This window comes from Streptomyces sp. HSS9-12, assembly GCF_054963655.1.
In genome coordinates this window covers 83,354-98,506 of sequence record NZ_JBUEGC010000002.1, presented here as the reverse complement: position 1 = coordinate 98,506, position 15,153 = coordinate 83,354, and the positions used below count along the sequence as shown (strand labels likewise).

Here is a 15,153-nt window from a genome sequence, read left to right as displayed (position 1 = left end):
TAACGAGATGGCAACGGTGCCATTCGTTATCTAAGTGAAGGCGGGTGCAATGGCCGGAGGCGTGGTCGGCGCGTCGGCGGGCGAACGGCCGTCCAATAGGGTGGAATCGCCCATTTCACTCAGCACGAGGGCGAGCGCGCCCAGCACTTCGGCGCGGCCGCCGAGCGCCCCGGGGACCACGGACAGCTGCCGGGCCGCACTGGGGATGGCATACCGCGCGACGGAGTCGCGTATGGGCGCGAGCACCAGCTCGCCCGCATCGGCGAGATCGCCGCCGAGGACCACCCGGCTTGGGTTCAGAAGATTGCACAGGTTGGCCACGCCGCTGCCGATGTGGCGGCCCACGTCCCCGATGACCCGGCGGCAGCCCGGATCGCCCTCGCGGGCGAGCTGCACCATGCGCTCCATGGTGAGATCGGGTCCGTGGCTCGGCTGCAGCAGCGACAGGACGTACCGGGCGGCGGTGAAGGTCTCCAGGCAGCCGCGGTTGCCACAGCGGCACACCGGGCCGGACTCGTCCAGAGTGATGTGCCCGATCTCCCCGGCCGTACCGCCGGGTCCACGGTAGATCTGCCCGTTGATCACCAGGCCGGCACCGACACCACTGGCGATCTTGATGTAGGCCAGGTCCTTCACCCCGCGGCCACTGCCCCAGACCATCTCGCCGAGCGCGCCCAGGTTGGCATCGTTGTCCACATAGACCGGCACCCCGAGCCGGCCCGCCAGCTCCTCGCGCGGGTTGGTGCCCACCCAGCCGGGCAGGATCGCGCTCGAGCCGAGGGCGCCGGTCTCCATGTCGATGGGGCCGGGCACGCCCAGTCCCACGCCGATGACCTTGCCGAAGCCGACACCAGTGGCGTCGATCAGCCGGTTGACCAGGCGTTCCGCCCGGTCGAAGCCCTGGGACGAGGAGGCGTCCACATCCAGCGGCTCCGCCTCCTCGGCGAGCACCTGGTGGGCGAGGTTGCCGACGGCGACCCGCAGGTGGGTGTGACCGAAGTCGACGCCGACGACGACACCGGCGTCGCCGCTGAGCGAGACGCTGCGGGCGCGGCGGCCGCCGGCCGAGGTCGGGGTGACCTCAACGGTCCCACTGTCCTTCAGTTCCCGAACGATGTTGGAGACCGTGGCGGCGGACAGCCCCGTGCTGCGGGCGATCTCCGCCTGCGTGAGCGAGCCGGCCAGCCGCACGGCGCGGACGACCCGCTCCAGATTGGCCCGGTGCAGCGATGACTGCGATCCCGGAGTCTCCACCACGGCCTGATCACTCCCACCTGGCAGGACGGGGCCGCGCCGGTGAGACCCCGTCGTGTACAACATCTGAACTCTAAGAAGAGCCCCGCAGATTGTCTCCCGTCAAGACCTTGAGCGAGATCTTGAGCAGCTCAGACCTCGGATGAGCGCCCTCGTGCGCCCCGAATGCGACCCCCTCGCGGGCGGTGGCCGACAGCCCCTCGGGGGGCAAAACCGCAGGTGGGGATGGGTACGCACAGCGCTGAGCGGGGCGCTGGAGTGAGGCGCCCCGCTGCTCTGCCCCGCGGCTACTTCAGCGCGCCTGCCGTCAGTCCGGACTGGACCTGGCGCTGGAAGATGATGTACACGGTCAGCACCGGCAGCATCGCCATCACCAGGCCGGCGAACAGCCCCGACCAGTCGCCCTTGTACCCCTGGCTCACCGCAAGCTGGACCAGGCCCTGGGAGAGGACCTTCCGGTCCGGGTCCGTGTTGAGCACCGTCGGCAGCATGTACTGGTTCCACTGCCCGAGGAAATTGAAGATCCCGACGCTGATCAGGCCGGGCTTGGCCATCGGCAGCATCACCTGGAAGAAGGTACGGGTGTGCGAGGCGCCGTCGATCAGCGCCGCCTCGGCCACCGAGGTCGGCAGCGTACGGAAGAAGGCGGTGAGAAAGAAGACCGTGAATGGCAGGGAGTAGGCGATATAGACCAGAATCAGCCCGTGCAGCGTGTTGAGCAGGGCGATGTTGTTCATGACATAGAACAGCGGGACCAGCGCCAGGATGATCGGGAAGCTCATTCCTCCGATGAAGAGGAAGTAGATGAAGCGGTTCCCGGGGAAGTCGAAGCGCGCCAGCACATAGGCTGCCATCGAGCCGAACAGCATGGTGCCGATCAGTGAGCCGCCGACGACGAGCACGGTGTTGAGGAAGTAGTCACTCATATGCGCCTGGGTCCAGGCGCGTGACCAGTTCTCGAAATGAAGGCTGCTCGGCAGGCTCCACGGCGAGGTGAAGATGTCCCGGTCGGTCTTGAAGGACGTCATCACCGCCCATACCAGCGGCATGACGACCATGCAGGCCCACAGAATCAGCACGCCGTGCGAGAAGACATTGAGGACCGTGCCCTCGCTGCCCTTCTTCGCGTGCCCGGTCGGCGCCGGGGAGGACGTCCTCTTCTCGACGGACGGGCGCTCGTCGGTGACGCCGGCGCCGGAGGGAGGGGTGTCGGTTGTCTTCATCAGTACTCCAGCCGCTCGCGCCGGCCCAGTCGGATCACGATGGCCGCAAAGGCCAGGGTGACAATGAGCAGGGCGACGCCGATCGTCGTCGCGTAGGCCGCCTGGCCGTCCCGGAATGCGCGCTGGTACACGTACAGCGGCAGGACCGTCGTGGAGTAGTCCGGGCCGCCCGGGCCCACGGTCATGATCTGCACCACCGCGAAGGACTCGGCGCCCAGGGCCAGAATCCCCATGTAGACCCAGCCCGACTGCACGGTGTCCCACAGCAGCGGCAGCGTGATCCGGAAGAACGTGGTGACGCGATTGGCGCCGTCCAGCAGCGCCGCCTCGTAGAAGTCCTTGGGAATGGAGGACATTCCGGCGGAGAAGAGCACCACGAAGAATCCGACGGTGCTCCAGACCAGCACCGCCATCACGCACCACAGGGCGAGGTCCGGATCACCGAGCCAGTTCGGCTGGATGCTGCCGAGGCCGACGGCCTCCAGCGCGGAGTTGAGCGATCCGCTGTTGGGGTTGTACGCGAACTGGAAGAGCAGGGCGACGATCGCGATCGAGAGCACCTGCGGAAAGAAGTAGACGATTTTGTAGAAGGCCGAGCCGTGTACGCCGGCGACGGCGGCGCCCCTGCGACGCCGCCCGCCGACATTGAGCATGAACGCGAAGAACAGCGCCAGACCGATCGTCACCAGCGGCAGCAGCAACGCGAAGGTCAGACTGTGCTGCAGCGACTTCCAGAAGATCTCGTCGCCCAGCAGCCGGTCGTAATTGCCGAGGCCGACCATCGTGAAGTCAGGGCTCAGGCCGGTCCAGTCCGTGAACGAGTAGTAGATGGACTGGATGAACGGCCAGATGACGAAGAGCGCGTACAACGCCAAGGGCGCCGCCAGAAACCCCACGATGAACCGGTACTTGCCGTGTTGCATGGTCACCGACCCCGATCTTCCCGCGCGTGCTGCCGCCAGTGACGGTCACTCACTGGTGCTTGTAGTGCTTGATGGAGTCGTCCTTGGCCGCCTCGTCGGCGAGGCCCTGGATCTTCTTGATGGCCTCGGCCGGAGTGAGCCTGCCCGCCATCATCTCGCCCAGACCGGCGACTCCGATCTTCTCCTTCTGCAGCGCCACGTACCAGTCCTGCATCCGCGGGTTGAGCACGTTCTCCCCGGCCTTGTCCAGGGCAGCGATCGCGGAGGTGAGGCCCGGCGGCAGGGTCAGGCCGTCAGTGCCGCCGTTGAAGGAGGTCAGCGAGGAGACCGCCTTGGTGAAGTTCTTCGACGAGGCCTCGCTGAGCATGATGCGCAGCTGCTCCATACCGCCGTCCGGGTTCTTCGCCTTGGCCGGGACGATGAAGGGCTCGCCGCCGGAGGCCCACAGCGTCCCGAAGGGCATCTTGTCGGAGCTGTCCAGGCTGGACGGCGCCCCGACCCGCATCTCGAAGTCCTTCGGCGTGGTCTTCTTCGACTCGTTCTCCACCCAGGAGCCATTGGGGATGAACAGGGCCTTGCCCTCGTTCCAGGCCGTCTGGGACTGGATGTGGTCCAGGCCGGGGGTGCCCTTGAGGATGTAGCCCTTCTTGTACAGCTCGTAGTACGCCTCGAAGGCCGCCTTGACCGCCGGGTGCTTCCAGGCGTTCGGCTCCAGGTTGTCGATCGCGTCCAGCACCTCCCGGCCGCCGATCTTGCCGATGAAGGCGTAGAGGCTGAAGGGGATGTAGTACGGGTACTTGCCCGCGTACGTCCAGCCCGCGATGCCCTTCTTCTTGGCCTTGGCACAGAGCGCGAGCATGTCGTCCCAGGTTTCCGGGTACTGCGCGTCGAGCTTGTCGAGCGCGGTCTGGGAGTACCACACGCCGTACACGGTGTAGGCGTAGTAGAGGATCCAGACGGGCTCGCCGTCGAACTGGCCCATCTCCACGACGCCCGGGCGCAGCGTGTCGCGCACCTTCTTCTTCGGGTCGTCGATGGAGGGCGCGTCCAGCAGCGGGGTGAGGTCGGTCAGCTGCTTCTTGGCGACCAGGACGCCCATGTCCATCTGCTCGGCGCCGGAGTTGTCGATGAGGTCCGGTGGCGTGCCGCCGTTGAAGCGCGGCTGCAGCACCGACTGGATCTTCTGGGTGGCGGCGTGCTTGATCTTCGCCTTCGGATACGTCTTGGCGTACACGGCCTCGGCGTCCTTGGCGTACTGCTCGCCGAAGCCGCCGTCGAAGATGACGACCTCGAGCGGCGCGCTCTCATTGACACCGAGGGGGTTCTTGGCGCTCTTCTTGCCCTTGGCGACCTTCTCTTCGCCGCCACCGCCGCCACTGGCACAGGCGGCCAGGGTGCTCATCGACGGCACAGCGATCAGGCCGAGTGCGGCGGCCCGCTTGATCAGGTCACGACGGCCGTAGTCGGAGGTGGATCCCATGCTCAAGTCCTCGCCTTCTTCAGGACTCAGGCGGTGGTAGGGAGCCTCTCCCCGGCACCGCGGTCTGTGAAGCTGGGGTCGTGCTGGGTGTTCTCCGGGATCGGTGGGACAGCCGCGGCGTCCGTCGCCTGAAGCGCCGTGCCGCCCCGTCCCCCCGGGTCGGCGACCGTCTTATACGACCGCCGGACGCCGACAGGTATAGTCCACTTACCGTCGCCTGGGCAAGATCGAATGCAGCTTTGGACGGCACTCTTTCCCGAGTTGAGACCTCGAAGAAATGCGTTTCCGGATAGCCCGGGGTGACGGGCGATGACCGGGGGATCCCTTACGCCCCTTCAGGTGATATCGGCAACTCCCTTGACATCACTGGCCATATGAACCGTTACTTATGGTTGCGCGACCTTTTGACAACGTTGTCGAGACCGTTGGAGAGGTTCGAATGCAGCGGAGACGATGGCGCGCCCTCGGACGTACGGCCGCCCTGGTGGCGGCCGTCGCGCTGACCGCGGCGACCCAGGGGGCCGCGGTGGCGCTCCCCCGCGAACCCACCTCGGCCGCGACGGAGTTCGCCTCGTCGTTCGAGCCGGACGACCCTCAGCCAGCCTGGAACAATACCGTAGAAACAACCTCAGAAGGGATAAAGAAGGCCTCGGGTGTCGACGGCGGCTACTCCTCCGGCATCCCAGGCAATGTGACCGACAAGGTCACCGCGGTCCGTGCCAGCGGTGAGAACAGCGGCGGTGGAGAGGTCGGCGGCAACCTCGTCGACGGCGAACCGACCACCAAATGGCTGGTCTTCGACCACACGGCATGGCTGGAGTTCGACCTGGAGGAACCGGTCACCGTGGTGCGCTACGCCCTGACCTCCGCGAACGACGCCCCCGGCCGCGACCCCAGCGACTGGACGCTGCAGGGCTCGCGGGACGGCAAAGAGTGGACGGACCTCGACAAGCGGCAGGGCGAGACCTTCGACAAACGCCGGCAGACCCGGCAATTCGAATTCACGAACGACACCGCGTACCGGCATTACCGGCTCAACATCACCCGCAACGCCGGGGACGACATCATCCAGCTGGCCGAAGTGCAGTTCTCCGACGGCAGCGACACGCCGCCCGCACCCTCCGACATGCGCAGCCATGTCGACAAAGGCCCCACCGGCTCTCCCACCGCCAAGGCGAACGCGGGCTTCAGCGGCAGGCACGCCCTCCGCTACGCCGGTACCCACAAGGCGGACGGCCGGGCCTGGTCGTACAACAAGGTCTTCGATGTGGACATCGCCGTCACGCGCTCGACCAGCCTGTCCTACCTGGTCTTCCCGTCGATGCCCGAGACCACCCCGGACTACCCGGCCACCCATGTGGCGCTGGACCTTGCCTTCACCGACGGCACGTATCTGAGTGACCTGGGCGCGGTGGACCAGCACGGCGCCCGGCTCACCCCCCAGGCGCAAGCCGCTTCCAAGACGCTCTACGTCAACCAGTGGAACCACAAGGAGTCCCGGATCGGTCAGGTCGCCGCCGGCAAGACCGTCGACCGGATCCTGGTGGCGTACGACTCGCCGGCAGGCCCGGCGAAGTTCCGCGGCTGGGTCGACGACATCTCCATCGCCCCGAAGGCCGAAAAGAAGCCCCCCGCCCATCTGGCCGACTACGCCGTCACCACCCGCGGCACCAACTCCAGCGGCAGCTTCTCCCGGGGCAACACCTTTCCGGCCACGGCCGTCCCGAACGGCTTCAACTTCTGGACCCCGGTCACCAACGCACGCTCCACCAACTGGCTGTACGAGTACGCCCGCGCCAACAACGCCGACAACCTCCCCACCCTGCAGGCCTTCAGCGCCAGCCATGAGCCCAGCCCCTGGATGGGCGACCGCCAGACCTTCCAGGTGATGCCGTCCACGGACGCCGGCACCCCCAACGCCTCACGCACCGCCCGAGCCCTGCCCTTCCACCATGAGAACGAGACCGCCCGGCCCCACTACTACGGCATCACCTTCGACAACGGCCTGCGCACCGAGATCGCCCCGGCCGACCACGCCGCGATCCTCCGCTTCACCTTCCCCGGCAGCGACGCCAGCGTGATGTTCGACAACGTCAACGACCACGGAGGGCTCCGCCTGGACCCGGCCAGCGGGGTGGTCACCGGCTGGTCCGACGTCAAAAGCAATCTCTCCACCGGCGCCAGCCGGCTGTTCGTGTACGGCGTCTTCGACGCGCCCGTCACCGACAGCGGTCATCTTCCGGGTGGCGCGGGCGATAACGTGACCGGCTTCTTCCGCTTCGCGCCGGGCGCGGACCGTACGGTGCAGCTGCGCATCGCCACCTCGCTGATCGGGGTCGACCAGGCCAAGGCGAACCTCGCCCAGGAGATTCCGTCCTCGGCGTCCTTCTCCTCGGTCGCCTCCCGGGCCCGGTCCGCCTGGGACGACCTCCTCGGCGTCGTCGAGGTGGAGGGCGCCACCGAGGACCAGCTCACCAGCCTCTACTCGAATCTCTATCGGCTGTACCTCTATCCGAACTCCGGCTTCGAGAACACCGGGAGCAGACATCGGCCGAGGTACCGGTACGCCAGCCCGTTCTCCGCGCCCGTCGGCGAGAACACCCCGACCCATACCGGCGCCAAGATCGTCGACGGCCAGGTCTACGTCAACAACGGCTTCTGGGACACCTACCGGACCACCTGGCCTGCGTACTCCCTCTTCAGCCCCAAGCGGGCCGGGAGGATGGTCGACGGCTTCGTACAGCAGTACAAGGACGGCGGCTGGATCTCCCGCTGGTCCTCACCCGGCTACGCCGATCTGATGACCGGCACCAGCTCGGACGTGGCCTTCGCGGACGCCTACCTCAAGGGGGTGCACTTCGACGCCGAGGCCGCGTACGAGGCCGCCCTCAAGAACGCCACCGTCGCCCCGCCCTCCCCCGGTGTCGGCCGCAAGGGCATGGAGACCTCCGTGTTCCACGGCTGGACGAGCACCACGACACGCGAGGGCATGTCCTGGGCGCTGGAGGGCTATCTGAACGACTTCGGCCTGGCCCGGATGGGCAAGGGGCTGTACGCGAAGACGAAGAAGACCCGCTATCAGGAGGAGTCCGCCTACTTCCTGAACCGTGCGCAGAACTACGTCCGGCACTTCGACGACAGGATCGGCTTCTTCCAGGGCAGGGACCCGGACGGCGAGTGGCGGCTGTCGCCTGACAGCTACGACCCCCGGGTCTGGGGCGACGACTACACCGAGTCCAACGGCTGGAACTACGCCTTCAGCGCTCCGCAGGACACCCGGGGCCTGGCCGGCCTCTACGGCGGCAGGGCCGATTTCGCCGAGAAGCTGGACCGGTTCTTCTCGGTCCCCGAGACCGCGGAGCCGGATTTCGCCGGCTCTTACGGCGGGGTCATCCATGAGATGACGGAGGCCCGCGACATCCGGATGGGCATGTACGGGCACAGCAATCAGGTGTCGCACCACATCGCGTACATGTACGACGCCGCCGGACAGCCCTGGAAGACGCAGGCCAAGGTGCGCGAAGCCCTCTCCCGCCTCTATCTCGGCAGTGAGATCGGCCAGGGCTACCCCGGCGACGAGGACAACGGTGAGATGTCCGCGTGGTACGTCTTCAGCGCGCTCGGCTTCTATCCGCTCGTGATGGGCAGCCCCGAGTACGCGGTGGGCTCCCCCCTGTTCACCAAGGCCACGGTCCATCTGGAGAACGGTCGCGACCTGGTCATCAAGGCACCAGGCAACAACAGCCCGCGGAACGTGTACGTCCAGGGTCTGAAGGTGAACGGCAAGCCCTGGAACTCCACGGCCCTTCCGCACGCGCTGCTGGCGCGGGGCGGCACCCTGGAGTTCGCGATGGGGCCCGAGCCGTCCGCCTGGGCCACGGGGAAGGACGCGGGACCGACCTCCATCACCCAGGGCGACGAGCCGCCGTCCCCGATACAGGATGTGACATCCGTCAGCGACGACCCGCTGCTGGACAACACCTCCTCCACCGCGAGCCGCTTCGACTCGGCCGCGCTGCCGCTGTCGTCGCGGGCCCAGGTGTCGTACTACACCCTCACCTCGCCGCCTGAGGGGTCGCAGGGCAATGCACCGACGGCCTGGGTCCTCAAGGGCTCGCAGGACGGGAGGGAATGGCAGGTCGTGGACCAGCGGGCGGACGAGTCGTTCCGCTGGGACCGGCAGACCCGGGCCTTCAAGGTCGCGCATCCGGGCCGTTACGCGCACTACCGCTTGGAGGCGGTGGGCAGCGAGCCGGAGCTGGCCGAGATCGAACTGCTCGCCTGAGAACCAGTCCCCATGCGGCAGGGCCGCACCCTCTTCGCGGCGGGTGCGGCCCTGCCGTTCGCCGTGGTGTGCCAGACGCTCAGCCCAGGGCGACTGTGAAGACGTGGAGGTTCTCGTTGTCCGGCGGCGTGACGCTCTTGATCGTCCTGCCGCCGGGGCCCGGAACGGCACGGTCGCGAACACGTATGTGTCCACCTCGTCCTTGGCCCCACCGCTCACATTGCGGTACGGGGTCTTCGCCACGGTCTGGTTGCCGTACTGGACCGTGCCGCGCCCGCCACCAACCGTCCGTCTGACAACGTTGTCGCACGCGGCCCCTGCGTTGCGATATGACGCGGCGGGGCCCGCACCCCCTTGGGGAGGTGCGGCCCCGCCGACTGCCGTGCCGACGTACCGCTGTGCCGAGTGGTGCCCCGTTTACTTGCGGATCAGCGAGCGCAGCACGTAGTGCATGATGCCGCCGTTGCGGTAGTAGTCCGCCTCACCCGGGGTGTCGATACGGACGACCGCGTCGAACTCGACACCGGTGTCCGTGGTGACCTTGACGGTGCGCGGGGTGGTGCCCTCGTTGAGCTCGGTCACGCCGGAGATGGAGAAGGTCTCCTCACCGGTCAGGCCGAGCGTCTCGGCGGACTGGCCCTCGGGGAACTGCAGCGGCAGAACGCCCATGCCAATGAGGTTCGAGCGGTGGATGCGCTCGTAGCTCTCGGCGATGACGGCCTTGACGCCGAGCAGCGCGGTGCCCTTGGCCGCCCAGTCGCGGGACGAACCGGAACCGTACTCCTTGCCGGCCAGGACGACCAGCGGGATGCCCTGCTCGATGTAGTTGCGCGAGGCGTCGTAGATGAAGGAGACGGGGCCGCCCTCCTGCGTGAAGTCACGCGTGTAGCCGCCCTCGGTGCCCGGCGCGATCTGGTTGCGCAGGCGGATGTTGGCGAACGTACCGCGGATCATCACCTCGTGGTTGCCGCGGCGGGAGCCGTAGGAGTTGAAGTCGCGGCGCTCGACGCCGTGCTCCAGCAGGTACCTGCCGGCCGGGGTGTCGGCCTTGATGGCACCGGCCGGGGAGATGTGGTCGGTGGTGACCGAGTCGCCGAGCTTGGCCAGGACGCGGGCGCCCGTGATGTCCCCGACCGGAGCCGGCTCCATGGTCATGCCCTCGAAGTACGGGGGCTTGCGGACGTAGGTGGACTCCGGGTCCCACTCGAAGGTGTTGCCGGTCGGGACGGGCAGCGACTGCCACTGCGCGTCGCCCGCGAAGACGTCCGCGTAGCTGGTGTTGAACATCTCCTGGCCGATCGCGGAGGCGACGACCTCCTCGACCTCCTGCTCGGAGGGCCAGATGTCCTTGAGGAAGACGGGACGGCCGTCCTTGTCGGTGCCGAGCGCCTCGCTGGTGATGTCGACCTTCATCGAGCCGGCGATGGCGTACGCGACGACCAGCGGCGGGGACGCCAGGTAGTTCATCTTGACGTCGGGGTTGATCCGGCCCTCGAAGTTGCGGTTGCCGGACAGCACGGACACGACAGCGAGGTCGTGCTCGTTGACGGCCTGGGAGACCTCCTCCGGCAGGGGGCCGGAGTTGCCGATGCAGGTGGTGCAGCCGTAACCGACCAGGTTGAAGCCCAGCTTGTCGAGGTACGGAGTGAGGCCGGCGCGGTCGTAGTAGTCCATGACGACCTTGGACCCGGGGGCGAGGGTGGTCTTGACCCACGGCTTGCGGGTCAGGCCCTTCTCGACCGCCTTCTTGGCCACCAGCGCGGCCGCGACCATGACGTACGGGTTCGAGGTGTTGGTGCAGGAGGTGATCGCGGCAACGGTGACGGCGCCGTGGTCGAGCTCGTACTCGGTCCCGTCGGGGGCGGTGACCTTGACCTTCTTCACCGGGGCGCCGTTGGAGACGGCGGGCGGGTCGGAGGCCGGGAAGGACTCCACGACGCCCTCGTAGGCGTCCTCGGCGTCGGGGACGTAGTTCCGCACGTCCATCAGGAACTGGTTCTTGGCATCGGCCAGGACGATCCGGTCCTGCGGGCGCTTCGGGCCGGCGATGGACGGGACGACGGTGGACAGGTCCAGCTCGAGCTTCTCGGAGAAGTCCGGCTCGGCGGACGGGTCGAGCCACAGACCCTGCTCCTTGGCGTACGCCTCGACGAGCGCGAGCTGCTGCTCGGAGCGGCCGGTGAGCCTCAGGTAGTTGATGGTCTCGCCGTCGATCGGGAACATCGCCGCGGTGGAGCCGAACTCCGGCGACATGTTGCCGATGGTGGCGCGGTTGGCCAGCGGCACGGAGGCGACGCCCTCGCCGTAGAACTCGACGAACTTGCCGACGACGCCGTGCTTGCGCAGCATCTCGGTGATCGTGAGGACGAGGTCGGTGGCGGTGGTGCCGGTGGGCAGGGACCCGGTCAGCTTGAAGCCGACGACGCGCGGGATGAGCATCGAGACCGGCTGGCCGAGCATCGCGGCCTCGGCCTCGATACCGCCGACGCCCCAGCCGAGCACGCCGAGGCCGTTGACCATGGTGGTGTGCGAGTCGGTGCCGACGAGGGTGTCGGGGTACGCCTGGCCGCCCCGGACCATGACGGCGCGGGCCAGGTGCTCGATGTTGACCTGGTGGACGATGCCGGTGCCGGGCGGGACGACCTTGAACTCGTCAAAGGCGGTCTGGCCCCAGCGCAGGAACTGGTAGCGCTCCTTGTTGCGGCCGTACTCCAGCTCGACGTTCTTGACGAAGGCGTCCGGGGTGCCGAAGCGGTCGGCGATGACGGAGTGGTCGATGACCAGCTCGGCCGGGGCCAGTGGGTTGATCTTCGACGGGTCGCCGCCGAGCTCCTTGACGGCCTCACGCATGGTGGCGAGGTCCACGACGCACGGCACACCGGTGAAGTCCTGCATGATCACGCGGGCCGGCGTGAACTGGATCTCCTGGCTGGGCTGGGCACTCGCGTCCCAGTTGCCCAGCGCCCGGATGTGGTCGGCGGTGATGTTCGCGCCGTCCTCGGTGCGGAGCAGGTTCTCCAGCAGCACCTTCAGGCTGTAGGGCAGGCGGGCGGAGCCCTCGACCTTGTCCAGCCGGAAGATCTCGTACGACTCGTCGCCCACGCGCAGCGCGCTGCGGGCGTCGAAGCTGTTCGCCGACACGACAGTCTCCTTCATCAATGTGCGCGTACCACCGCATCCTGCCGTTGCAGCCTCATGCCGATCCGCTGAGGTAAGGCTCAGTTAGGTAAACCTTACTTCCAGCGGGCGACGGTACGCCTCGGCAGATATCTCGATGTCGAGATAACTCTAGTACATCGCCGCCCCGAGGTCATGCGCATGCATCCTGTGCCCCTGAGTACAGGTTCTATGCCGCACGCGGGGAAGCGGCCGCGGGGGATACACCAAAGCGGACGGGGCGCACCCCTTCGGTACGCCCCTTCACCTCCCGGAACCGTTCGACCCGGAGTTGGACACCTCGGATTTCCGGCGGGGCGCGTCTACGAGAGGAAATCTCATATTTGAGATAGAGTCCTGGGTATGTCAGACGATTACCTCCTCCGTATCGGCAAGCTCATTCGTGATGCCCGCCAGCACCGCGGCTGGACGCAGACGCAGCTCGCGGACGCCCTCAGCACCAGCCAGAGTGCGATCAACCGCATCGAGCGAGGCAATCAGAACATCAGCCTTGAGATGATCGCCCGGATCGGCGAAGCCCTGGACAGCGAGATCGTCTCGCTCGGCTACGCAGGCCCCATGCATCTGCGGGTCGTTGGCGGCCGCCGCCTGTCCGGCAGCATCGATGTGAAGACGAGCAAGAACGCGTGCGTCGCGCTGCTGTGCGCCACGCTGCTCAACTCCGGTCGTACGACCCTGCGGAGGGTCGCCCGGATCGAGGAGGTGTACCGCATCCTCGAGGTCCTCGGCAGCATCGGCGTGCGTACCCGCTGGATCAACGACGGGAACGACCTGGAGATCGTGCCGCCACCCCGGCTCGACCTCGACGCGATGGACACGGCCGCGGCCCGCCGCACCCGCAGCGTCATCATGTTCCTCGGCCCGCTGCTGCACCTCGAGGACCAGTTCCGCATCCCGTACGCGGGTGGCTGCGACCTCGGGACGCGAACCGTGCAGCCGCATATGACCGCTCTGCGCCACTTCGGCCTGGAGATCACGGCCACCGAGGGCACCTACCACGCGCGCGTGGACCGCGAGGTCTCCCCCGGCCGTCCGATCGTGCTGACCGAACGAGGCGACACCGTCACCGAGAACGCGCTCCTCGCCGCGGCACGCCACGAGGGCGTCACCGTCATCCGCAACGCCAGCTCCAACTACATGGTCCAGGACCTGTGCTTCTTCCTGGAGGAGCTGGGGGTGAAGGTCGACGGCATCGGCACCACAACGCTGACCGTGCACGGCGTCGGGCACATCGACCGCGACGTGGACTACGCGCCCTCCGAGGACCCGGTGGAGGCGATGAGCCTGCTCGCCGCCGCCGTGGTCACCGAGTCGGAGCTGACGATCCGTCGGGTCCCGATCGAGTTCCTCGAGATCGAGCTGGCCGTGCTGGAGGAGATGGGCCTCGACCACGAGCGCACCCCCGAGTACGCGGCGGACAACGGCCGTACGAGGCTGACCGATCTGACCGTACGGCCGTCCAAGCTGGTCGCGCCGATCGACAAGATCCACCCGATGCCGTTCCCCGGCGTCAACATCGACAACGTCCCCTTCTTCGCGGCCATCGCCGCGACGGCCCAGGGCTCGACGCTGATCCACGACTGGGTCTACGACAACCGCGCGATCTATCTCACCGACCTCAACCGCCTGGGCGCGGATGTGAAGTTGCTGGATCCGCACCGGGTGCTGGTGGAGGGGCCGACACGCTGGCGAGCGGCCGAGATGATGTGCCCGCCGGCGCTGCGGCCCGCGGTGGTGGTGCTGTTGGCGATGATGGCGGCGCCGGGCACATCGGTGCTCCGCAACGTCTACGTGATCAACCGGGGTTACGAGGAGCTGGCGGAGCGGCTGAACACCATCGGTGCGCAGATCGACATCTTCCGCGACATCTGATGCAGGGTCAGGTGGTGAGGAAGGCCAGCAGGTCGGCGTCGAAGGTCTCCCTGTGCGGACTGACCATGGGCAGGCCGTGGGGAGCGTTGCGATAGACCTTGAGGGTGGCATCCTTGACGAGATTCACCGATTTCTGTGCCGAGGCGACGATGGGCACGATCTGGTCGTTGTCACCGTGCACGATCAGCGTGGAGATGTCGAAACGCTTGAGGTCCTCGGTGAGGTCGGTCTCGGAGAACACCTTGACGCAGTCGTAGGCTCCCTTGATCCCGACCTGCATGCTCCACAACCAGAACGCCCCGCGGATGCCCTGGGAGACGGTTGAGCCAGGCCGATTGGCGCCGAGGAAGGGCTCGCTGAGGTCCATGTAGTACTGCGCGCGATCGGTCTGGATTCCGGCGCGAATGGCGTCGAACACCTCGATGGGCAGTCCTTCGGGGTTGCTGTCCGTCTTCAGCATCAGCGGAGGGATGGCACTGACCAGCACGGCCTTGGCGACCCGGCCGCTGCCGTGGCGGCCGATGTAGCGGGTGATCTCCCCGCCGCCGGTGGAATGGCCGACCAGGATCGCATCGCGCAGGTCCAGGGTCTCGATCAGCTGGGCGAGATCGTCGGCGTAGGTGTCCATGTCGTTGCCGTTCCAGGGCTGGCCGGAGCGGCCGTGTCCACGGCGGTCGTGGGCGATCGCGCGGAATCCGTTGTCGGCGACCATGCGGAGCTGCGGGTCCCAGGCGTCGGCGTTGAGGGGCCAGCCATGGCTGAACACGACGGGCCGGCCGGTCCCCCAGTCCTTGTAGACGATCTCGGTGCCATCGGTGGTGGTGATGGTGCCCATCGTGCTCGTCCTTTCCAGCGGTCGTGGCGACCTCTTGGAGGAGGAATCACACCCTTTCACGCTAGGTCCGCCGGGTGGCGGCCGCAAACGGTCGCCAGGCGGCC

Annotated in this window: 8 protein-coding genes and 1 pseudogene; 2 read left to right on the top strand and 7 right to left on the bottom strand. The window is 67.3% G+C overall.

The genetic code is table 11. From position 1 onward, the window contains the following. Window positions 1-30 precede the first annotated feature (30 nt). From ACY34J_RS01525 to ngcE, 4 genes are all read right to left on the bottom strand, one after another. On the bottom strand, window positions 31-1,254 hold the full coding sequence (locus ACY34J_RS01525) for an ROK family transcriptional regulator (protein WP_462724533.1): 1,224 nt from the start codon (window positions 1,252-1,254) through the stop codon (window positions 31-33). 287 nt (window positions 1,255-1,541) lie between these two features. After that, window positions 1,542-2,477: a carbohydrate ABC transporter permease gene (locus ACY34J_RS01520; protein ID WP_462724430.1), complete on the bottom strand. Its 936-nt coding sequence runs from the start codon at window positions 2,475-2,477 to the stop codon at window positions 1,542-1,544. Next, a complete protein-coding gene (locus tag ACY34J_RS01515) occupies window positions 2,477-3,400 on the bottom strand; it encodes a carbohydrate ABC transporter permease (RefSeq protein ID WP_462724532.1) in 924 nt (307 codons plus the stop codon). The genes ACY34J_RS01520 and ACY34J_RS01515 overlap by 1 nt, the downstream gene beginning before the upstream one ends. A 49-nt stretch (window positions 3,401-3,449) precedes the next feature. After that, window positions 3,450-4,880, bottom strand: coding sequence for an N-acetylglucosamine/diacetylchitobiose ABC transporter substrate-binding protein (ngcE, locus tag ACY34J_RS01510; protein ID WP_462724429.1), 1,431 nt, complete (start codon window positions 4,878-4,880; stop codon window positions 3,450-3,452). Between the two features lie 439 nt (window positions 4,881-5,319). Here ngcE and ACY34J_RS01505 point away from each other — a divergent pair, with 439 nt between their 5' ends. After that, window positions 5,320-9,165 (top strand): GH92 family glycosyl hydrolase, encoded by a 3,846-nt coding sequence (locus tag ACY34J_RS01505; RefSeq protein ID WP_462724428.1) that lies wholly within the window; start codon window positions 5,320-5,322, stop codon window positions 9,163-9,165. 79 nt (window positions 9,166-9,244) lie between these two features. Here ACY34J_RS01505 and ACY34J_RS01500 read toward each other — a convergent pair. Both ACY34J_RS01500 and acnA read right to left on the bottom strand, forming a co-directional pair. After that, window positions 9,245-9,453: pseudogene (locus ACY34J_RS01500) on the bottom strand (hypothetical protein); the annotation flags it as partial. A 129-nt stretch (window positions 9,454-9,582) separates the two neighbouring features. Then, on the bottom strand, window positions 9,583-12,306 hold the full coding sequence (acnA, locus tag ACY34J_RS01495) for an aconitate hydratase AcnA (RefSeq protein ID WP_462724427.1): 2,724 nt from the start codon (window positions 12,304-12,306) through the stop codon (window positions 9,583-9,585). Window positions 12,307-12,684: 378 nt separating this feature from the next. Between acnA and ACY34J_RS01490 the strand changes: the two genes are divergently transcribed. Beyond that, the gene (locus ACY34J_RS01490; protein ID WP_462724426.1) at window positions 12,685-14,214 is read left to right on the top strand and encodes a helix-turn-helix domain-containing protein; all 1,530 of its coding nucleotides are present in this window, start codon (window positions 12,685-12,687) and stop codon (window positions 14,212-14,214) included. 7 nt (window positions 14,215-14,221) lie between these two features. On the opposite strand, the gene ACY34J_RS01485 is transcribed toward ACY34J_RS01490, so the two are convergent. Then, window positions 14,222-15,049: an alpha/beta fold hydrolase gene (locus ACY34J_RS01485; RefSeq protein WP_462724425.1), complete on the bottom strand. Its 828-nt coding sequence runs from the start codon at window positions 15,047-15,049 to the stop codon at window positions 14,222-14,224. Between the last annotated feature and the right edge of the window lie 104 nt (window positions 15,050-15,153).